General features: G+C 65.3%; 13 protein-coding genes and 1 pseudogene. 3 read left to right on the top strand and 11 right to left on the bottom strand.

Features of this window, described 5'->3' with window-relative positions; genetic code table 11:
• Positions 1–6: 6 nt before the first annotated feature.
• The 3 genes and pseudogenes from R2834_04210 to R2834_04200 form a co-directional block, all read right to left on the bottom strand.
• Positions 7–906 (bottom strand): DUF4340 domain-containing protein, encoded by a 900-nt coding sequence (locus tag R2834_04210; protein ID MEZ4699513.1) that lies wholly within the window; start codon positions 904–906, stop codon positions 7–9.
• A 53-nt stretch (positions 907–959) separates the two neighbouring features.
• Positions 960–2,264 (bottom strand): annotated as a pseudogene (locus tag R2834_04205) (Gldg family protein).
• A 488-nt stretch (positions 2,265–2,752) separates the two neighbouring features.
• Entirely contained in the window at positions 2,753–3,028 is a 276-nt protein-coding gene (locus R2834_04200; protein ID MEZ4699512.1) for a hypothetical protein, read from the bottom strand.
• An 83-nt stretch (positions 3,029–3,111) separates the two neighbouring features.
• Between R2834_04200 and R2834_04195 the strand changes: the two genes are divergently transcribed.
• A complete protein-coding gene (locus R2834_04195; GenBank protein ID MEZ4699511.1) occupies positions 3,112–3,312 on the top strand; it encodes a hypothetical protein in 201 nt (66 codons plus the stop codon).
• A 9-nt stretch (positions 3,313–3,321) separates the two neighbouring features.
• Here the strand turns inward: R2834_04195 and R2834_04190 are convergent, their stop codons facing one another.
• Complete coding sequence (locus tag R2834_04190) at positions 3,322–4,014, bottom strand: hypothetical protein (GenBank protein ID MEZ4699510.1); 693 nt, start codon at positions 4,012–4,014, stop codon at positions 3,322–3,324.
• Positions 4,015–4,682: 668 nt separating this feature from the next.
• Positions 4,683–4,907 carry a hypothetical protein gene (locus tag R2834_04185; protein MEZ4699509.1) on the bottom strand — a complete coding sequence of 75 codons (225 nt, stop codon included), beginning with the start codon at positions 4,905–4,907 and terminating at the stop codon, positions 4,683–4,685.
• Between the two features lie 246 nt (positions 4,908–5,153).
• Between R2834_04185 and R2834_04180 the strand changes: the two genes are divergently transcribed.
• On the top strand, positions 5,154–5,315 hold the full coding sequence (locus R2834_04180) for a hypothetical protein (protein ID MEZ4699508.1): 162 nt from the start codon (positions 5,154–5,156) through the stop codon (positions 5,313–5,315).
• Between the two features lie 779 nt (positions 5,316–6,094).
• Positions 6,095–6,283, top strand: coding sequence for a hypothetical protein (locus R2834_04175; protein ID MEZ4699507.1), 189 nt, complete (start codon positions 6,095–6,097; stop codon positions 6,281–6,283).
• Between the two features lie 620 nt (positions 6,284–6,903).
• Here the strand turns inward: R2834_04175 and R2834_04170 are convergent.
• The 6 genes from R2834_04170 to R2834_04145 form a co-directional block, all read right to left on the bottom strand.
• On the bottom strand, positions 6,904–9,921 hold the full coding sequence (locus R2834_04170; protein MEZ4699506.1) for a c-type cytochrome: 3,018 nt from the start codon (positions 9,919–9,921) through the stop codon (positions 6,904–6,906).
• Between the two features lie 351 nt (positions 9,922–10,272).
• Positions 10,273–13,209: a CheR family methyltransferase gene (locus R2834_04165; GenBank protein MEZ4699505.1), complete on the bottom strand. Its 2,937-nt coding sequence runs from the start codon at positions 13,207–13,209 to the stop codon at positions 10,273–10,275.
• Between the two features lie 262 nt (positions 13,210–13,471).
• Complete coding sequence (gene ettA / locus R2834_04160; protein MEZ4699504.1) at positions 13,472–15,142, bottom strand: energy-dependent translational throttle protein EttA; 1,671 nt, start codon at positions 15,140–15,142, stop codon at positions 13,472–13,474.
• A gap of 200 nt (positions 15,143–15,342) precedes the next feature.
• Positions 15,343–16,680, bottom strand: coding sequence for a hypothetical protein (locus R2834_04155; protein ID MEZ4699503.1), 1,338 nt, complete (start codon positions 16,678–16,680; stop codon positions 15,343–15,345).
• Between the two features lie 155 nt (positions 16,681–16,835).
• Positions 16,836–19,457, bottom strand: a complete 2,622-nt coding sequence (locus tag R2834_04150; GenBank protein MEZ4699502.1) for a PQQ-dependent sugar dehydrogenase — start codon at positions 19,455–19,457, stop codon at positions 16,836–16,838.
• A 343-nt stretch (positions 19,458–19,800) separates the two neighbouring features.
• Positions 19,801–21,114: a hypothetical protein gene (locus tag R2834_04145; GenBank protein ID MEZ4699501.1), complete on the bottom strand. Its 1,314-nt coding sequence runs from the start codon at positions 21,112–21,114 to the stop codon at positions 19,801–19,803.
• Positions 21,115–21,168: the final 54 nt, after the last annotated feature.

Genomic DNA, 21,168 nt, shown 5'->3' with positions numbered 1-21,168 from the left:
CCGGCGCTAGTTCTCAAAGGTGCCGGCTTGCGGAGTGAGCTGCTCCAGCTGGTTGAAGTTGAGCCGGTAGGCCGTGTCCTGGCCGGATGCCGTGGCGGCGAGTTCGGTTTCGCGCGCCTCGATCCAGAGGGTCTGGGTGCCGGCGCCCGGAATGCTGAAGTGGACCTGATGCGTGGCGTTGGCCTTGATGTCGGCGGCCGTGGTGCCGCGCATGAAGCCCGCGGCCTTGAGGGGCGCGAAGCGGGAGAGCCAGTCCATCACCGCGGACGAGTCCGCCGGCTCGCTGCCGTCTCCGTCGATGGAGATGGACCATCCTTCGGCGGTCAGTGCGAGTTCGTAGCCGGCGTCCGGGCCCGAGACGACGACCTTCTCGATGTTGCCGCGCGGGATGGCCAGGACGGTTTTGTCGCGCCAGCGGTCGGTGTCGTCCGGCAGGTTGAGGCGGCCCTTCGTGAGGTACACCCGGCGGTCGCCGGCGATGCGCAGGTAATACGACTGGAGATCGGGGCCGTTGCCGCCGATCAGGATCGTCTTGCCGCCGCTCGGCCAGATGAGGTCCACCTGCTTTTCCCCCTCGCCGAGGCCGTATTCGGCATACCGTTCCTCGTTGTTCGACACGATGGTCTCCAGCTCGATGGCGGTGAGGTTGGCGATGAGCTGGGCGACGAGGGCGCTATCGGCCTTGCCGGCGATCGGCTCGACGACCTGCCATCCATCCTCCTGTTTTTCGAAGGCGAACGGCGATCCGCCGCGCGTGATGACGATGCGCGTCAGTTCGTTGCCGGGGATCTTCAGCGCCGGGAGGTCGAGCGTGGAGGCGTTTTTGTTGAAAGAGCCTGTTGCAAAAGCAATCCCCACGAGGACGACGAGGGCGCCGAGCAACCAGAGGAGTTGACGTTGTTGCATGGGATCGGTGCGGGAAGCGAGGTTGGTGGAGTCGATGGCGGTCGCGCGGCGCTTCAGGGCGCCAGCACGATCTGCCTCGAACGGCGTTTCTGCCAGCGGAAGAGGCCGAAGCCTACCAGCAGGAGCAGGGGCGCGAGCATGTTGCCGTATTTGATCCAGGCGCGGGCGCCTTCCGACGTCTCGCGGAGGACCCGCGGTTCGTTGCTCTTGGACCGGATCGCGAGGAGCGCGTCGTCCTGGACGAGCCAGTCGGCCATGTTAAGCCCCAGGTTGATGTTGCCGGGCACGGCGCCGACGATCGACTCGTTGATGAAATCGCCGTCGCCCACCAGCACGATGCGCGTGCCGGCGCTCTGGACGCCCGGCTCATAGGCGCTGGGGAAGGACCCCGTGTAGGCGGCCGCGAGCGGGAACGGCCCGTCGGAGAAGTTCATCTCGGGCGGGAAGCCGGGCTGGATCATAAAAAAGCCTTCCTGGAGCTGGCTTCGCTGGGTGCTGGACGCCAGGATCTCACGCGTCGCGCCGGGCGGCAGGGCCAGCGAGGTGTCCACGGTGCTCGCGAAGAACAGCATGGCGCTGCCGATCCGGTTCACCATGTTGTTGCCGGCGTTGAAATTCGTGACGACGGGCAGGAACGGATACGGGATCTGCTGGCTGACCGTGTAGGAGCCCATCGGGCGCTGCACCGAGATGGGGGCGTTCTGCTCGTCCATCACGAGGTCGGTGTGGAGCCCCACGCCGTAGGAGGCGAGCAGGGATTCGAGCGCCGTGTTGTGTTCGAAGGCCTGGCCGGCCTGGATGATCACATCCACGCGGTTGAGGAGCACGGCGAGCCGGCCGCCCTCCATCAGATAGGTGTCGATGGCGCGCAGGTGGGCTTCGGGGAGCGAATCCCGGGGCGCGACGATAAACAGCGCGTCGGGCGCCTCGCTGAGCCGGCCGGTGGAATCCACCACGGTGATCGTCTTGCGCTCGTAGTTTCGCCCGAGCTGCTGATAGAACGACGGCATCGCGCGCCATCTCGCTCAGAATCCGATGGACGGCAGGGCGTCCGTTGAGCCGGCGGATGGCGCTCGTGATGTCGTATTCGAGCGTGGCGCGGTCCTCGAACACGGGATGACTTCCCGCTTGTTGCCGTAGAGGATGGCCACGCCCATATAGGCGTTCTTGAACTGGACGTTGTCCTGTTCGAAGACCTGGATCTGGACGGGCGGGATGCGGTAGCGGGCGGCTTCCTGTTGCAGCTCCTCATCGTCCACGGGATCGACGAAACGCGTATTGCACATTGGCGCCGCCGTAGGCCGGTAGTCGTCGAGCTTATCCTTGAAGCGGCGGTTGTCGCTATGGGGCGCCGGCAGGTTGTCGGTGAAAAACGCCTTGATCGTGATCGGGTCGGGCAGGGGATTCGACGATGTCGATCGAGGCGTCGGACAACGAGTAGACCCGGTCGTCGGTGGTCGAGCCGGCCGAACAGGTTCATGCCGACCAGATTGACCGCCACCAGGATCAGGCGATCAGGAGCAGGGCCGTACGGGTATTCCAGTCGCGTTTCATGGGTTTGTCCTTGCCGAGATGCAAAAGCTTGCGTCTCGGAGATGTTGCAGGTACATGCAGCGTCCCGGTCTGGCGGCGCGGCCGCACGGCGCGGCCAGACCGGGGCGGCGCGGTCATTCAGGCCGGCGGGCCAGGTTGTAGGCCGTCAGCACACAGGCGAATCCCGTAACCGACAGGTAGTACAGGATGTCGCGCGTGTCGATGACTCCGCGCAGCAGGTTTTGTGAGTGGTAATCCAGAGCTGAGATACTGGAATATGCCGGCGAGCGACTGGGGGACGAACAGCGTCACCTTATCCAGCTGTACAGCACACGAAAATGATGGCGAATCCGAGGATGAACGCCACGATCTGATTCCGCGTCAGGAAGCTGGACGCGAGGAGCCCGATCGGCACGCACGACGGCCCGAAGAGCAGGGAAGCCGAGGTAGCCGCCGGCAGTGGCCCGAAGTCGAGGTCGCCCAGGATGGAGAATGTGATGGCGTATACGAAGGTCAACGCGGGCGGCCATAGCAGCACCGTCGCGGCGAGCAGCTTGCCGACGATGATCTGCCAGTCGCGGATGGGCATCGTGAGCAGCAGCTCGAGCGTGCGGCGCGGCGCTCCTCGGCGAAGAGCGACATGTTGATCGCCGGCACGAAAAAGAGGAGAAGATGGAACAGGGCGAACTCGAACAACGTACGCAGGGACGCGACGTTTTCGATAAACAGCGGGTTGCTGAAGAAGAACCAGCCGGTGAACAGGAGAAACACGCTCAGCACGACGTACGCCGCCGGGCTGTCGAAATAGGCGTGCAACTCGCGCTTCGTCAGGGTCCAGGTTTCATGCATGATCGTAGCGACAACAAACGATGAGGCGGCCCGTCAGGCCGTGGTGGTGGCTGACGGAAGATGTCTTCCAAGTTGGCCTGGTTGCGGTGCAGCTCGGTGAGCGTCCAGCCCCGGTCTACCGCCATGCGGAAGAGTTCGGGCCGGAGGTCTTCCTTGAGGTCGGTGGACAGGGTGAGCGTCTCGCCGTCCTGAACGAGCTGGCCCGTGATGCGGGCCTTTGCCCAGGCTTCCAGGGCGGGGCCACGTCCGCGCCGGCGTGCTGGAGGCCGAAACGGATCTGCGCGCCGCGGTACATGGTGCGCAGCTCGTCCGGCGTGCCGTCCGCCTCGATCGAGCCCTTGTTGATGATGAGCACGCGATCGCACGGGGCTTCCACTTCCGAAAGGATGTGGGTGGAAAGGATGACCGTCCGCTCTGTGCCGATGGCCTTGATGAGCTCCGGATCTCGACGATCTGGTTGGGGTCGAGGCCCGACGTCGGCTCGTCGAGGATGACGATGGGGGGGTTGTGGATCATCGCCTGGGCAGGGCCCACCCGTTGCCGGTAGCCTTTGGACGGGGCGTCGATCTTTTCCGAGCACGGAGCCCAGGCCGCATACAATCGGCCATCTGGGCGATGCGCTTTGATCGGTCGCCGGCCGGCGCCGCGCATCGCCGCGACAAACGACAGGTAGTCGTATACCTGCATGTCGTGATATAGCGGCGTGTGCTCGGGGAGGTAGCCGATCTTGCGTCCGGATTTCGAGACCGTCCTTGCGGACGTCGAGCCCGTCCACGAGGACGGTGCCTTCGGAAGGCGGGAGATAACACGTGATGACCTTCATCGTCGTGGTCTTGCCCGCGCCGTTCGGCCGAAAGCCAAGCACCTCTCCTGACGGACCTCGAGCGATATCGCGTTCACCGCGCGTTCGGATCCGTACGTCTTGGTGAGTCCGTTTACCTCAATCATGATGCAGGGTGTTCGTAATAGCACGAGCGGTCCACGACCGCGACCGGAAAATAGCGGATTTCCTGATAAAACACAGTGCGCCGGGGGGCGCTGTCGCCAGCATGGCGATAACGACCGTCCGCTGGGCCCTATTGTGGGCATTTGGTGCCTTCACGATTTCTTCCATATCTGATGATCAGCTGCATATCGGCGAGGGCCGCGAAGGCGCACACGCCACGTGACCATGATCGCCAGCTCCCGCCTACGGCGTCGATCAGAGCCGGTCAGAGCGGCAAGGTCATCGACCCGACGTGCTGCCGAGATAAAACGTCGTGATGTTGCCGCTCGATGTTGCGCTCGGCGAAGGCGAGCGCGGTGGGGAAAATGGTCGACGCCGCCAGCCCAGGTTCAGCGCCCCGACCCAGATCAGCGCCGGCAGGACGGTGCTTGCGCCACCATGCCGATGCTCACGATCGCCCAGATGAGGTGCACCCGCAGGATCGGCGGGGAAGGTAGCGTCTCGACATGTAGACCGACATCAGCCGGCCCACCATCAGTCCGCCCGAGAACGTCGAGTTGGTGCGCCGTGGCGGTATCCACCCGGGCGAGGCCGCGCTCGGGATGGCGTAGGTAGATCCAGCCGAAAGCCGGCTGATGCCGGCGTACATGAAGCGGAAGAAGAACACCAGCATGGACACGTCCGGAGGTCGGGCGCCTCGACATGTCCGTGCGGTCGGACGGTGACCTCGGGCTGGACGGGATCACCCATATCGCGACCGATGGCGCATACGCCGATGCCCAGTAGGCGAACAGCGGTGACCGGTGAAGTGGAAGGCCCTGGCGACGAGGATGGGGCGTGAGAAACGCGCTGCCGAAGCAGAAATGGAGCCCGTTCAGGTACGGTCCCACTTTTCGCGAACGTCCTGAGCAGGGTGTTGGTGCCGATATCCGCCGTCGCACTGGCCGAGCCGTGGAAGACGAGCAGCAACAGCAACGGCAGCGAGCGGATGTGCGGCACCAGCAGCATGATCGCCGCCATCGTGCTCCAGCGCGCCTCCGATGAGCGGATGGTCGGCGGCCGTCGATCAGCCGGCCGATGAAAAAGCAAATATCACCATATACCCCACCATGCGCGCCGTAAACACGAAGCCGATGCTTTTCGCAGGGTGACGCCCGTCTGCTCCGCGAGCGCGGGCAGCGTGGGTCCGAGCTGCTATGGGCCGGCCAGCCCCAACACAAAACACCCCGATATATGGCGCGACGCGGCTGAAGGGCGGCGGGATCCCGCCAGCAGCCGCCAGCAAGGTAGAAGGAGGCAAAGAGGCACCCATGGCGACTATCGCGTTGCAGGAAGAGATAACCGGCGCGCCGGCCAGGAAATCGGCAGTATACTCCGTGAAGAACATGTGAAGATCGGCTTGCCCGGTGAAGTGATCGTTGATTACACGGGGGCCGAGGGCCGTCCCCGCCGAGACGCGCACGTTCTGCAGTGCGCCGCGGCGCGGCGGCCAACGTGGCGGTGGGGCCCTGCACCTTCGGCGTGGCGCCCGTGCTGATGAGCCGCGTGGAAGACCACCCTGCCGGCCGCTTCCTCGGGAAATAGGTCCGAACGCCGGGGGTTTCGACCAGCACCCTCGGCGTGGACCCCGACCGGCTCCACGTGCGGCGCGCGTTCACCGCCTACGGCGCGGACGGCCGGCGCGCGACGTCGACAGATCGTCAACCGCCGGAGCGCGGACCAGACCCTGCCGCTGGAGGACGTGGCCGACGCGCTGCATCCACCCGATGCCGCGTTGCACATCAACGGCACGGCCTTCCTGGGCGAGGTCACGGCGGCGACAGCCGGCGCGCTCGCCCGGCGGGTGCGCGCCGGCGGGGGATGGGTATCGTTCGACCCGAACATCCCACTGACCGGATTCCGCCGGATGCCCAGGAACGCCTCGTCGCCTTCCTGGGTGACGTCGACCTCCTGGCGTCGGGGCCGGCGGGAGTGGTGTGGATCCAGCGCTGCGCCGGCGGCGTCGTTCGCCCTCCGGATCCTGACGGATGGCGCGCGGGGCCTGGCTGACGGCGGTTCGGAATCGGTCCACGTCCCCGCACCGCAGACGGCCTGCATCGACCCGACGGGCCGGGCGATGCCTGGCGGGCGCCTGCCGCACTGGTCCGTCTGGGGACGCAATAGAGGGCGGCGCGTCGCTTGCCGCGATAGGGGCCGCCGAGTGGCGCGGGCCGGCGAGGTCATCGACGCCTGGCGGGCATTAGCCGCCCCGCCGGCTCCTTCCGACGATGGTACTTCTGTCACAACGCTAGGCTTGCCGGAAGGTTGCGATACTGCTAGACTTGCCGGCTGCCCTGGGAAGCAGTCATCAGTTCGTTCCATCCAGGCAATGCGTACGCGTCATGCAACGTGAAGTGAAATACCGCAAGTTTCCGATCTCCTTCGGCGAGCGGCTTTCGGACATACCGGATTACCAATGGTGGCGGCAGCTGGGCTGGACCTCAAGTGGTCCTACATGACGGTAGAAGATGGAAGCGATATGTCGAAACGCTCGAGCGCACCTCGCCGCGAATCATGTCCACGGCCGCAGGCCGTTTCTGCCCGTAAAGCCTCATGTCCACGGCCGCAGGCCGTTCCTGACAGCCCTATCTCATGTCCACGGCCAAAGGCCGTTCCAAAGCCTTCCGCTCTTAATTGAACCGCAAAAACGCGATCAAATCCACCATCTGCTGCTGATCGAGGGCGGCTTCGAGGCCCGTGGGCATCATGGTCTGATTCAGGTTTTGCATGGTGACGACCTCGGTGCGGGGGATGGTGATGTCTTCCCGGGCCGGCGTGCGGATGGTGATGCTGGAAGGGGAATCCGCGGCGAGGAGACCGGTGACCGTTTCGCCGGACGTGCGTTCGACGGACCACAGTTCATACCCGTCGGAGACCGAGCGCTGGGGCATGAGGATTTTGGCGACGAGTGCCTCGGGCGACCAGTGGCGTACGGTGGCGAGGTCGGGGCCGAAGGCCGTGCCGTGCGCGCCGCCGACCTGGTGGCAGGTCCCGCAAACCCGCTCAAAGTTGGCCTGGCCGGCATCGACCCTGCCGTCTCCCCCCAGTGACGCCATGTAGGTGGCGACAATCTGCTCGCGGGCGCCGGGTTCTTCGCTGAGCAGCGCCCGGGCGCGGTCGCGCAGCGGTCCGGCCCAATCGCGCATCAGCACCACGGTCCGATTCCACCCCAGCGACGAGCGCTGGATCGTGCCGGCTTCCACGGCGTCCAGCAGCCGCGCGGCGCGTTCGGGGGAGCCCATCAGGACGTCGAGGGCTACGTCGCGCACCGCCGGCGTGAGCCCGGCCCACCGTTCGATCAGCACGTCGCCGATGCCGGCGTCTTCCACGTTCTTGAGCGCCCGCACCGCCGCGGTCTGGACGTCAGGGTGCTCCGTCGGTACGATCAGCGCGGTCAGGAGCTGTTCGTGCGCATCGGGGTCGTGCATGGCGAGCAGCTGGATGTCCTGGGCGCGCAGCGCCGGCGTACGCCGGGTATCTGCGGCGCCGCTCCGGGCGGCGTCAATGGCGGCGGAAACGATCGTCGCATCGGGGAGCCCGGTTTTGTCGAGCAGCGCCAGGAAGGCGGTCCGTGCCTCGGGCTCCTCGGAACGGGTGAACGCGGCCAGCGCATGGGGCGCCGCGGCGGAGGTGAACGGCGCGTTGCGGGGCGTGCCCTGGGCCAGGCCGCGAAGCAAGGCCGTGGTTTGCCACATCGGATAGGGAGCCGGCCGGCGCGTCAGCCGGTCGGCGGTGGATGTGTAAAAACGTTCGTCTTTCTGCGCGGCCGCCAGATAGCCGACGCGCTCCAGATAAGTGGCGCGCCCCGGCGTGGCCTCGCGGCCGGCGGTGGCGACCGCCCGGGCCAGGTAGGCGTCGTCGACGCGATCGGGCGCGGAGAGCGCGGCGATCTGCATCCAGGGATCCTCGAGATCGCGACTGAGCATGCGCTGACGGATCGTGCGGCTCTGCGGGGTATCGAAAAAGCCCAGCGTACACAATAGCTGGAAGCGCACGCGCGCATTGGCGTCGTTTTCCAACCGGGCGAGCGCGTCCAGGAGGTCGGGCCGGGCGTCCAGGCGCGACTCGGCCAGGACGATCGCGTTTTCGCGGATGCCGGCGACGGCATCCTGCAGAGCCCCCTCGATGAGGGATGGCGTCAGCGCCCCGAGTCCGTCCAGCGTCCACAGCGCGTGCACGCGGCCCAGGGGCGATGCCCCCGCGGCGAGCGCGGTCAACGCCGGCACGGCGGCCGCATCCTGCCGATCGAGCAGCAGGCGCTGGGCGTTCCGCCGCCACCAGATGTTGCCGTTGGCGAGCTGCGCGACGAGCGCGTCGGTGGAGGCCGCTTCAAGCGGATCGTTGTCGAGCCAGTCCGCCGCCGGCGCGCCGGTGGGGGCGATCCGGTAGATGCGGCCGCGGTCGTTGCCGTTGTACAGGTTGCCCGAGTTGATCGTGGCCTCGTCCATCCACTCCGGATGCTCGATGATCTGGCGGTAGTAGTCGACCACATACAGCGCCCCATCCGGGCCGATATAAAAATTGACGGGCCGAAACCAGGCGTCCCGCGAGGCGAGGAATTCCCGGTGCGCCTCGATCCGCTCCGAGCGGAAGGTCGGGCCGGACTCGACCGTGCGCAGCGCGTGGACGAGGTTGTGCACGGGCTCGCCGACGAAGCTGACGTGGTGGAATTCCGGGGGGAAGAGGTCGGCCTGGTAGAGCGTGATGCCCGTCGCCGACGTGATCATGCCGCGGTCGGTGAGCAGCTGGTGCTCGGGGTTGTCCGTGATGGGATAGACGGCCGTGTTCTGCCCGTACGCTGGCGTGTACTGGATGGCGAACTGGACCGGCAGCAAGGGATTGCGGGTCAGATAACGGTTGGCGATCACCTCGTGAAACTGCGGACGCGCGTTGTTGAGCGTGAAGCGGTGCCCCCAGTCGTCGAACGCCATCCCGAACTGGGAACGGCTGGATAGCGCCTCCACCTCGAAGTGGTCCGGCTTGAGCCGCACGTTGCGGTGTTCGCCGTTGCGTCCGAGCCGGCCGGCGTCGGGCCGGGCGGGGAAGAAGACCTCGGAGCCCACGTCGCCGAACAGGTCGGCGTAGTCGTCGGTGCCGACGGTGCCCTCGTTCGCGAGGTAGATCCAGTTGTCGAGCCCGAAATACGGCTTATTGAAGTTGTGCTGGGGGTTGGACAGCGCGAAACCGGACAGCATCGTTTCCCGGCGGTCCGCGCGGCCGTCGCCGTCCGTATCCTCAAAATAGATCAGCTCGGGCGGCGCGGTGACGAGGATGCCCTGTTTCCAGCGCATGATGCCCGTAGGTAGCACGATGCCGTCGGCGAAAACGGTGCTGCGGTCCGGGATTCCGTCGCCGTCCGTGTCCTCGAGCCGCTTGATGCGGCCGCTGGGGCTCACGTCGAGCGGGTAGCCGGGCATCTCGACGACGTAGAGCCGGCCCTGCTCGTCGATTTCCATCGCGACGGGGTCGGTGACGAGCGGCTCGGCGGCGAAAAGCTCGATGGAGAAGCCGCCGGCGATCTGGAAGCCGGCGAGGGCGTCCTCCGGGGATGTCGCGGCGCTGGAGGCTGGCGGTGCCGTCTGGCAGGCCGGCGAGGCAAGCAGGGCGAGTGCGAGCAGCGAAGTCGAAATGCGTTGAAAGCGTCGCATGGGTGTCGTACGAGTCATCGGTAGGCGGGACGAATGACCGCAATATAACCGAAGCGCATCGGATGACGCCACAGGTGGGGAAACGGACCTCGCGCAGGAGAGGATCGATTGCCCGAGCCGATCTGTATGGATGCAGGCCCCGAAGATCCTGCATCCTGCATCGTGCATCCGTTGACCCAGGGCAACGGTGCGTCAGACCAGCGAGATCCTGGATCAGGTTAAGGAAACGGGTAGATCTGTATGGATGCAGGCCCCGAAGATCCTGCATCGTGCATCGTGCATCCGTTGACCCAGGGCAACGGTGCGTCAGACCAGCGAGATTCTGGATACGGGTAGATCTAAAGATCTACCCTAATTCATCGACTTCTGGGAGAGGATCTGGTCCAGCGTGTTCAGCAGGGCCGTTTTGTGGAAGGGCTTGGGCATGTAGGCGTCGAAGCCTTCGCGGAGGAGGAGCGCCCGATCCTTCGGCGTTGCCATGGCGGTGACGGCCATGAACGGGACGTTCTGGTAGTGCTGGAGTTCGCGGAGGTGGTGCAGGACGTCCACGCCGGAGGCGTCCTTGCCGAGGTTGATGTCCAGCAGGACGGCGGTGAAGTATTCCTGCCGCGCTTTTTCGATGGCTTCAGAGGCGGACGAGGCCATCTCGCACTCGAAGCGGTCGCCCAGCACGAGCGCCAGCAGCCGGCGGGTGTCGATGCTGTCGTCCACCACGAGGAGGCGGGCCGTCTTGGTGGGCGTAAGCTGAATGTCGTGGCTCTTGACCTGAGGCGGCGGCGGGGCGTCGTCTTCCTGGTTGAGGAGGACGGATAACGCATCGGAAAGCTGCTTTCCGCCGGCGCCGACGTACTGGGCGAGCTCCTTGTTTTCGTCGCGCAGCCGCTCGGCGAGCAGGTCGGCGAAGCCGATGATCGACGTGAGCGCCGTCCGGATCTCATGCTTCTTCGAGAGCAGGCCGCCGAGGGGTGTCTTCAGGAGCGGCTCCGGTTCGGAGACCGGTGCCGGGGCCGGCTCGGGCCGGCGCGCGGCCTGCTGCAGGCCCTTGCGCATTTCCTCGACCTTCTTGACGAGGTCGCGGTTCAGCGCCAGCAGCTCCTTGTTGGTGTCGGTCAGGTCGCCGTTTCGCTGGGTCAGCTCGTCGATCTGCCGGCGCAGCTCGTCGGCCTGTTCGAGCAGGCCGGCGTTCTCGACGCGCAGTTCCTCACGGGATTTCTGGATGTCCTGGAGCATCGCGTGCAGCCTCGACTTGAGCTGCGCGAGGTCGCTTTCCATCGACTCCAGGGCATGGGTCACACTTTTGTTGGAATCCATTTCGGTCCGTTCACGGTCGCCCGCGCCTGCGTCGTAAAATGTTACCTGTGCGCCGGTCGATGCCCCATCGTTGAGGGGCACGGGCCGGATTTGAAGCTGTACAGGTCTCGTTTCCCCGTTGATTTCAAAGGGGATGGCTTTGGATTTAAACGTCTTGTTGCGCTGAATCGCCTGCTCGAGCGCCGCCTTCAGATCCGCGCGGATATCCGGGATCACGAGATCGACCAGATCGACGCGCAGGCTGTCGCCCGGCAGCTCGAGAAACTCGCTGACCGGACCGTATTGCTCGACGATGCGGCCATCGGCATCGACCAGCAGGGAGGGATGAACCTCCAGCAGTTCGATGGCCTCGGCTTCCGCGGGCTCGGCCGGCGGATCCTCGATCGCGGCGACTTCCGAATCGGTCAGTTCGATTTCCACCATGTCCTCGACGGCTTCGTCCGGCTCTCCGGCAGGCTCCGCATCGACGGGCTTCGGTGTCGACGGGGCGAAGAGGGGCATATTCGTTTTTTTCTGTAGAATGAAGCCGGCCCCGTTCACCGGCACGAATCCCGCCGGTTCGGGAGCGGGCGCGTCCGGCTGGTCGAGGATGAGGAAACCGCCCGGCGCCAGCGCTTCGTGAAACTGGTTCGCTACCTGATGCGCCATCGCGTCGTTGAGCCGGGCGAAGACCTCGCTGCAATAGATGGCGTGCAGGCCGTTCAGCGGCGGCGTCATCAGCGTGTTGTGCGAGAAGAAGTGGATGATCTTCTGCAACTCCTCGGAAACGATATACCGCTCGCCGTCGCGCCGGAAATAGCGATCCATGTAGACGGCCGGCAGGTGCGATGCGATGCCCAGTCCGTACACGCCCTTGCGGGCAAAAGCGAGGGTCTCGATGTCGCTGTCGGTCGCGATGACCTGCAGCTTCGTTGACGACATGCTCTTGGAAGCCCGTTCATGCAGCAGGATGGCCAGCATGAGCGCTTCCTCGCCGCTCGCGCATTCAGGCACCCAGATCCGGCAGGTGCCTTGCGACGAGCCCATCTCCATGATCCGATGGAGCAGCGTCTCCTTGATGCGCTGGAAGATGCGGCTCTGCTTGTAGAACGACGCGTTCCGAAACAACAGGCGCTTGGCGAGAAAGCCTGTTTCCGCGGGATAGGACTTCAGGATGCCGATGTACTGCGAAAGACTCGACACCTGATGAATGGCCATCCGCTGCGCGAAATGCGCCTCCAGGAACGCCGGCTTGAAGACGCCGAAGTTGATGCCGTGCTCTTTCTCGAGCATCTCGAAAATCTGTTCGAGGATCTGCGTCTCCTTCTCATCCCGCCACAATACCGCCCGGGTCGACTCCGCCGACGAGCGCGACTTCAGATAGCCCGCCAGCAGCGTGGCCATCTGCTGCGGGGATACGACGGCATCGACCAGCGTGCGCACCTCGAGCCCCAGCACGTCGTCCTCGTCGCTCTGGCGGGGCGTCGCCTGGAAGATCAGCCCCCCGGCGCTGCGCAGCTGCTTCAGGCCGGCGATGCCGTCCGTAAAGACGTCGTTGAACAGGAGCGCGATGGTTTGCGTGTTCTCGAGCTGGGAGAGCGAACGGAAGATGGCGTCGAGCGGGAGCTGCGACGTGTCGAGCGTGGCCGGCGCGACGATCTGCACGATGTTGTCGCGCACCGCTATGTGTTTGCCCTGGGGCACGAGGTAGATGCAGCCGGGCCGGAGCTTCTCCCGTCCCTTGAGCACGATCGTTTCCAGATGCGGAACGTCGAATTGCGACTCGTCGAGCCGGGGGCCATTGCCCGTCCCGCTCGACAGCACGATAAAGGGCGTGCGGCAGCTGCCGGGCAGCGCCTTGAAAAACGCCCGGATCGCGTCGTAGCCGGAGGGGGATACCGTGGCGGCGACGACCGAGTTGGACGGGTGCGCCGGGGTAAACAGGTGGTTGGCTACGAGTTCCAGCGGAGGACGCGTGGGCTTGTCGTTCGATTCCATATCGGGTTCCGTCCAAAAACGAGAGGTACGGCAGATGGCGGCAGGCAGACCCTGCGACGCGGGGGGACGGATAGGATAGAGGGGGATGTATTCTATTCGTCTCGTTCGTCGAGCCGGCGGTAAAATTGCGGACGCGATCGATGTAACGGCTCTATATAAACAAAGCATGTGCCGCTTCACGCTGGAAACGGCACATGCCTGATAGAATCCCTCCGAACGGAGCCAGGAGCCCGGCGGTTCGCGCCAGGGAGGCGCTGAACGACTAGCGGACGAGCTTTTTGTAGCGGATGCGGTGCGGCTGGTCCGCCTCGATCCCGAGCACCTCGCGGCGGTGATTCTCATATTGAGAGTAGTTGCCGTCGAACCACGTCACCTCGCTGTTGCCCTCGAAGGCGAGGATATGCGTGGCGATGCGGTCGAGGAACCACCGGTCGTGCGAGATCACGACGGCGCAGCCGACGAAGTTCTGCAGCGCTTCTTCGAGGGCGCGGAGCGTATTCACGTCGAGGTCGTTCGTCGGCTCGTCGAGCAGGAGGACGTTACAGCTCTCGCGCAGGGTTTTGGCGAGGTGGACGCGGTTGCGCTCGCCGCCGGAGAGCTGCCCCACGCGCTTCTGCTGGTCGCTGCCGGCGAAGTTGAACCGGCCGACGTAGGCGCGCGAATTCATCTCCCGGTTGCCGACCTGCAACAGCTCCATGCCGCCGGAGATCTCTTCCCAGATGGTCTTGTTGGGGTCGAGCGGACGGTTCTGGTCGACATAGCCGAGCTTCACCGTCTCGCCGAGCCGGAACGATCCGCTGTCGGGCGTCTCCTGCCCGGTGATCATCCGGAAGAGCGTCGTCTTGCCGGCGCCGTTGGGGCCGATGACGCCGATGATGCCGCCCGGAGGCAGCGCAAAGCTGAGGTCCTCGAACAGGAGGCGATCGCCGAACGCCTTGGAGACCTTCGTTGCCTCGATAACGAGGTTGCCGAGGCGCGGTCCCGGAGGAATGGGGATTTCCATATCCTCGTTGCGTTTCTCCTGCTGATCGGCCACCATCTTCTCGTACGAGGCGATACGGGCCTTGCTTTTGGCGTGCCGGCCCTTGGGCGACGTCCGGATCCATTCCAGCTCGCGTTCCAGGGTTTTCTGCAGCTTCGAGGCCTGCTTTTCTTCGAGGGCGAGGCGCTTGCCCTTCAATTCAAGCCAGGTGGAGTAATTGCCCTCGAAGGGAATGCCCTGGCCGCGGTCCAGCTCGAGGATCCAGCCGGCGACGTTGTCGAGGAAGTAGCGGTCGTGCGTGACGGCGATGACGGTGCCGGGGTACCGGGCCAGATGCTGTTCGAGCCAGGAGACCGACTCGGCGTCGAGGTGGTTCGTCGGCTCGTCGAGCAGGAGGACATCGGGCTCCTGGAGCAGCAGCCGGCAGAGGGCAACGCGCCGGCGCTCGCCGCCGGAAAGCACCTTGATCTGGGTGTCGGGCGGGGGACAGCGCAACGCGTCCATCGCCATGTCGAGCTTGCTCTGGATGTCCCAGCCGTTGACGTGATCGATCTGGTCCTGCAGCTTCGCCTGCTCCGCCATGAGCGCGTCATAGTCGGCGTCGGGCTCGGCGAATTTCGCGCTCACCTCCTCGTACGCCTTCACCAGGCCCACGATGCGCGAGGCCCCCTCTTCGACGATGGCGCGGACGGTGCTTTCCGGGTCCAGTTCGGGCTCCTGGGAGAGGTATCCGAACGTGATGCCCTTTTTGGTTTCGATCGTGCCGAGGTAGTCCTTGTCGAGCCCGGCGATGATGCGAAGCAAGGTGCTCTTGCCGGCGCCGTTGAGACCCAGCACACCAATCTTCGCGCCGTAGAAGAACGACAGGTTGATGTTTTTGAGTACCTGCTTGCTGGGTTTGTGGATCTTGCCCACGCCCAGCATGGAGAAAATGATTTTGTTGTCGCTCAAGGAAATGGGAGGAAGGTTACAGGATGCGGTGCGATGACAGCCACCTCATACGCACATGCGCCGGCGCGGTGCCCTCGACCGCGCCGGCGCATGATGAATGTTTGTCCGGGTAACCTGTCCGGCGCCGTGGACCGTTCAGCGGTCACGGCACGAGGCTACAGGTACTACGTTCTGGAACCAGCAACGTGGACCGGTGGACCCTAAAGCCGGGTGTTGACGACGTTGTTGTACATCGAGCCGAACGTGTAGCTGAGGCCGATGGAGCTGCTAAACTGGTAGGTCGTGGCCAGCTGCCGCTGCTGGAGGAGCAGGTCCTCCAGGTTGGTCTCGCCCTTCGGGAGGTACAGCTGGTCGTGGATGAACTCCAGGCCGCTGGCCAGCCGCACCGAGAGACCGCGCGTCAGGCGGAGCGAGATGTTGCCGGACACTTCGAGCCGGTTTTTGGACGGGTCGTGCATGTACTGTGACCCGAGCAGCCGCGCATTCGTCTCGCCCCACGTTTCCTTCAGCCGCAGGCGGGCTTCGAGGCTGTGGCGGAGGAGCGACTCCTCGTCCTGGTTAAAGATCGTCGTCTCGGTATAATCCTGGTAGGTGTAGGAGAGCCGGTAGGCGAACGTGAACTCGCGGCGGGTCGACTGGTCGTAGGGGTAGATGTTGTACTCCACCGCCGGCCCGGTCGAAAGCCCCAGATCGGTGTTGTTGAAGGACGACCTGTTCGCCGAGCCGGAGACGCCGAGCGACCAGTGCTCCGACAGACTCTTGACGATCGAGGCCCACGCGCCGGCGCGCTCCGAGTTGCTTTCGATGGTCTCCTCGTCATCCTTGAAACGCCGCAAGTCGCGGTTGCCGTACACCTGCGTCTGGATCCGCCAGTCTTCCGTCACCCGGTCGGCAGTGACCGATGAACTCATCTGGTAGATGTCGCGCGAGGCCTGGCTGTCGAAGTAGCCGCTGCCGTTGATCCGGAAGACCCAGAAGTTCCACGGATCGTCCACCGGCTGGACTTCGATCGACTCTTTTCCGTTGTAGCCGATTTGCAGCTGGGATCCCACCGGCGTACGCGCGAGGTAGGGCATCAGGCCGAGCAGGATCTGGTGCGTCAGCCCGCGGCGGACTTCGTCGGCCGTGTTGGTCTGCAGGCTGTTGTAGATCAGCGTCTGCTGCAAATCCTGGAATCGCCCCTTGCCGATGAAGTTGATGGTATACGCCTGCCCGCCGCTGCCCGTCCGCATGTTGGTGATCAGGACGTGCACATCCGCCATTTCCTTGTCGCGAACGTGGTTGACGAAGTTGATTTCCTGCTTCAGGTAGAGCTGGTCGCACGCGGCGCAATCGAAGAAGATGGCCGGGATGGCGTTTTTGTCGCAGGGGTCAGGATCGCCGGCGGTGCATGCCTTGTCCGCAGGGCGTTTGTCCTTCTTGTCGTCGAAACGGGGTGCATCGTAGCGGTGATAGGCTACCTGAGGGGCATAGGCACGGGCCGGGACGACGAACAACAGGACGAGCGCAAGGAACAGCACCGTTTTTTCCTTCATCATTCAATTCCTTGTAGGCAAACGGGTTAGGGGTGATTGGCGAACCTAAAATACGATCTTCTGCGCCCTCGGATCGGCAGCGAGAGAAGAAATTACGTCATCTTAACATTTCATTCCCCGACAGGTGTTTCGTTTTCGGGATGCCCGAGGCTCAGCGCTCAGCGCACCACGGTGATCGGGCGCGTCTCGCGCCGGCCGTCGGCCTCGAGAACGAGGTAATAGACGCCCGCCGAAAGCCCGCCGGCGTCGAGATGGAGCTCATGCCGGCCCGGGGCGCGCGATTCGTTCATCAGCCGGCGCACGGGCCGACCGAGCCCGTCGAACACATCCACCGTCGCCGGCCCCGCCCGGTGCAGTTCGATCACCGCCGTCGCCGCGCCCGCCACGGGATTCGGGAAAACGCCCCGGATCCCGAAATGCAGCGGCGTTTCGGTCTGCACGGCCACCGGGTGTTCATTATCCTCTCCCAGCGACTGGATCCAGGCGGCCAGCAGGGCTACGCCGGCGGTGTCGATCCGGCTCTTCGCCAGCGGCGGCATCGCGATCAGGGGATCGAGGCTGTTCAAGCGCCGATACAGCACGGAACGCGCGGTATCCCCGGGCGCGATCGCGACGCCGTCCGGGATGCCGATCGGGCTGAGCACATAGCCGTCGATCAGGTTGGCATCCGCGAGCGGTGTGGCGAGCCGGGCATCGAACAGGGCGCGACCGACGCCGCCGGGGCGGTGGCAGGAACTGCAGTTGGCGTCGAGGTACGAGCGCGCGCGCTGCTCGAGGGACGCCGACGTGTCGCCCGGCGCCGCGGCGGTCAGTGCCGTCGCCAGCCCGGCTTCGTCGAGCGGTGTCTTGAAGAGGCCGAGATGGTTGAGGGTCGCGAGCTGGTTGGCGACGCGGCCCGTCTGCGGATACCGCAGGTCGGCGTTGAGCTGATGCGAACGCGGGCCGAGCGTGAAGCCGGCGGCGGAGCCGTGGCACGTCTCGCACTGGGTGCGCGCCGGATAGAGCCAGGGCTGGAGCCGGATGCCTTCCGGGCCGCGGATGGCCAGGTTTTCGACGAGGCTGTCGGCGAGCAGGACGGCGTCGGTGCCGGCCTCGTTCCACCGGTAGGTCAGTCCGTAGTAGATCCCGTCTTCGCCGTGGACGAGGAAGCGCGTCTCGAGCCGGCGGGGGGCGTCCGCCTCGCTCGTCTCGTCCATATCCATCTCGAAATGCTTCACCAGCACCGTGCCTACCGGAAACCGCCAGATCCCGTCGTCCTGGATCGTGATCTGCTCGTCCGCCGCGTCGTGCGTGCCGTCGTTCGGGACCGCCATCCAGCGCGACTTGATCGCGGCATCCGACCAGAACGGGGCGATCAGGGCGTACGGGATGAGGCCGTCGGCCGGCTCGAGCGTCGCGAGGTCCTTGAACGCGCCGGTCTCGGAGAGCAACGCCGGCGGCTCGTCGCCGGAGGCGCCTACACGGTCGAGGCGCAGGATGGGTTTGTTTTCGCCGCCCTCGACGAACAGGAGTTCACCCGCGTGGTCAGCGCCGAAGGCATAGGGGAGCTGGAGCTGGGCCGGCGTGAGGAGCGTTTCGGCCGTCGCCTTGCCCGTCGCCTCGTCGTAGCGCAGCGCGACGAGGCCGCCGGCGTAGCCGATGTACCTGCCGTAGAGTTCGGGAAGGGCCGCGCCACGGTAGGTTACGCCGCCGCTGACGACGCCGAAGCGCGCGTCGAGCGCCGGCTCCCGCAAGGTGCCGAGCACCTGCGCCGGCGGCGCCGGCTGCTCGTCGGCCGCGAGCCGGGCCTCGGTCGACCCCTCGCGCATGAACCACCCGTAATTTCCGCCCTTTTCAATGACGTTGAACTCGTCGCGCTGGAGGTGGCCGACCTCGCTCACCCAGATGCGGCCGGACACGCCGTCGATGCTCAGCCGCCACGGGTTGCGGTGGCCGATGCTGAAATATTCCTCCATCGATCCGCCGGCGGGATCCACGAAGGGGTTGTCGTTCGGAATCCAGTAGCCGATGCCGGAGCGTTCGCCCGGATAGGCCTGGGGAAGCATCCGGCGCGGCGGGTGGCTGCGTGCGGGGTCCCGGTCCACGTCGAGCCGCAAGATCCCGCCCAGCAGGTTGTCCGAGATCGTTTGCGCGTCCTCGATCCGCTTCTCCGCCTCGCCGAAGGGCACGTAGAGCATCCCGTCCGGACCGAATGCGAGGCTTCCTCCGAAGTGGGTGTCGCCGCCATGCCGGCTGAGGTCGATCATGACTTCCTCGCTGTGCAGATCCAGCACGGTGGCGGAGGCCATCGTGAACCGGCTGAGCCGCATCGTCCCGCCGACGGCATTGTAGGAGACGAACACCTCGCCCGCGCCCGTCGTGCCGGCGGCGGCGAAATGGGGGTGAAAGGCGATCCCCATAAACCCCCCGTCGCGCGGCAGTTCGACGCGGTCGCGCAGGTCGGCCACGAGGAGTCGGAGGCGTGTCGCGGGATCGTTCTCGATAAACCAGATCAGTCCGGATCGTTCGGCGACGCAGAGGTAGGTGGTACCCGGGACCGGCGCGATCGCCATGGCGTCGGTGAATGCGACGTCCGGGAACGCCGGCGTCGCGCGCCAGCTCACGGCCTTGGCGCCGGGCTGCGGCGTGGTCGACGGGAAGGCGCCGTTGAGAAACCGGCCGACCGGCGCCGGGGCGTCGAGTCCGTAGGGGATCAATCGGTACGCGCCGCCGGCAACGGCGCCAACGAGGCACAGCATGGCCGCAATGCGCCACGCGCTCCGCGTAAAACGTGGAAGCATGAGTACGAGACAGGCAGGAAGTGACGAACGAAGCGACTGCGTTGCGCGGGGGAATTGAAGGGCCAGAGTGAGGATTCGGAGAGGAGCCCCTGCGCGAAACGCGTACAGAAAAGTAGCCGCCTATGACCTGCGGGAGTATCGACGTTAGGCGTCGCTTACTTAAGCGTGTGGCGCAAGCGGCGGTGCGCCGTAGGAGGAGCGAACGCGGAGGGCGTTCGCCGTTCGAGGTTTAAGGTTCAATGTGTAAGGTTCAAGGCGGTCAGAAATGAAGGGAGAAGGATGGGCGCCTTGAACTTTGATCCTTGGACATGGAGCATCGATTGTTGAACCTCAAATGACAGCGTCATTTGCGCTTCTTCATCATGTCCAGCAGCACCGCGCCGAGGATGACGAGGCCGAGCACGACCTTTTGGGTGTAGCTCTCGACGCCGGTGAGGTTCATCCCGTTCTGGATGACGGCGATGATGAAGGCGCCGACGAGGGTGCCCATGATGCGGCCCTCGCCGCCGGACAGGCTGGTGCCGCCGACGACGACGGCGGCGATCACGTACAGCTCGTACAGCAGGCCGTACGTCGGCGCGCCGCTTTTGAGCTGGGAGGCCTGGACGATGCCGCCGAGGCCGGCGAGCATGCCGCACACGGTATACACGAACAGCAGCACGCTGTCTACGCGGATGCCCGAAAGCCGGGCGGCTTCGGGATTGCCCCCCACGGCGTAGATGTACCGGCCCAGGGTGGTGCGCGTCATGAGGATGTGCGCGAGGACGTAGATGACCGCCATGAGAATGACGGCGTTCGGGATCGAGAACAGGTCCGCCCCGCGGCCGAGCCATACGTAGGAGTCGGGGATCTCGTAGATCGATTCGCCCCGCGAGATGATGTAGGCGAACCCGCTTGCGACGAGCATCACGGCCAGCGTGGTGATGAATGGCGGCACCTTGAACCGGGTGATCGTGAGACCGGTCGCGACCCCGACGAGCCCGCACATCAGGATGGCCGCGAGCGACGCGATGAACATCGCGCCAAACGAGGCCTCCGTGCCGCCCATGTTGCGGATGAGCCACGCCGCCACGACGGCCGAGAGGGCGATGAGGCTGCCCACCGACAGGTCGATGCCGGCTGTGATGATCACCATCGTCATCCCCACCGCCAGGATGGCGATCACGACGATCTGGTTCGCGACGTTGCGCAGGTTGTTCGCCAGCAGGAAGGTCGGCCAGCGGTAGCTCCGGGGCGCCGTGATGGTGGCGCCGGCCAGCGCTGGTATCCGCGACGTCACGTTGCCGACGATCGTGGCGTAGTCCTGCGGCGTCGCGATGGCCGTCACCGGTGTGCCCGAGGCCGCCAGGGCCTCCAGCGCCTCGCGGATTTCGGGCGGCTCACCCGAGATCACGCCGGCGATCGGGGTGCCGGATGCGCGCAGCGTCGCTTCGAGCGTTTCCGCAAACTGCCGGTGCTCCGTGTTGGTCTTGGCGACGATGACCACCTGCCCGCTGCCGGCCGCCTCCCGGATGTCGTCCGCGATCGCCGCCGCCGCGTCCTCGCCTCGCGGGTTCTGCTCGGCCATCGTCATGAACGAATAAAACAGGCACAACGCGAGCAGCACGGCGACCATGCCGTAGCGGGTGAGGAAGTCGGTGACGGTCTGGTTCGGCATGGTGCAGGTGTGGGAGGTTGGGAGTCTGGGTGTTTGGGAGTGTGGGTGTTTGGG

The organism is Rhodothermales bacterium (assembly GCA_041391505.1).
In the GTDB taxonomy this organism is placed as follows: Bacteria; Bacteroidota; Rhodothermia; order Rhodothermales; family JAHQVL01; genus JAWKNW01.
The sequence above is the reverse complement of the archived record's forward strand: the minus strand, read 5'-3'. Positions and strand labels throughout refer to the sequence as shown.

What these genes read in the sequence shown, in the direction of transcription:
- R2834_04210 (MEZ4699513.1), bottom strand. Translation starts at nt 906, where the DNA reads ATGCAACAACGTCAACTCCTCTGGTTGCTCGGCGCCCTCGTCGTCCTC.
- R2834_04200 (MEZ4699512.1), bottom strand. Translation starts at nt 3,028, where the DNA reads ATGCCCATCCGCGACTGGCAGATCATCGTCGGCAAGCTGCTCGCCGCG.
- R2834_04195 (MEZ4699511.1), top strand. Translation starts at nt 3,112, where the DNA reads ATGGAACAGGGCGAACTCGAACAACGTACGCAGGGACGCGACGTTTTC.
- R2834_04185 (MEZ4699509.1), bottom strand. Translation starts at nt 4,907, where the DNA reads ATGCTGGTGTTCTTCTTCCGCTTCATGTACGCCGGCATCAGCCGGCTT.
- R2834_04175 (MEZ4699507.1), top strand. Translation starts at nt 6,095, where the DNA reads ATGGGTATCGTTCGACCCGAACATCCCACTGACCGGATTCCGCCGGAT.
- R2834_04170 (MEZ4699506.1), bottom strand. Translation starts at nt 9,921, where the DNA reads ATGCGACGCTTTCAACGCATTTCGACTTCGCTGCTCGCACTCGCCCTG.
- R2834_04165 (MEZ4699505.1), bottom strand. Translation starts at nt 13,209, where the DNA reads ATGGAATCGAACGACAAGCCCACGCGTCCTCCGCTGGAACTCGTAGCC.
- R2834_04155 (MEZ4699503.1), bottom strand. Translation starts at nt 16,680, where the DNA reads ATGATGAAGGAAAAAACGGTGCTGTTCCTTGCGCTCGTCCTGTTGTTC.
- R2834_04150 (MEZ4699502.1), bottom strand. Translation starts at nt 19,457, where the DNA reads ATGCTTCCACGTTTTACGCGGAGCGCGTGGCGCATTGCGGCCATGCTG.
- R2834_04145 (MEZ4699501.1), bottom strand. Translation starts at nt 21,114, where the DNA reads ATGCCGAACCAGACCGTCACCGACTTCCTCACCCGCTACGGCATGGTC.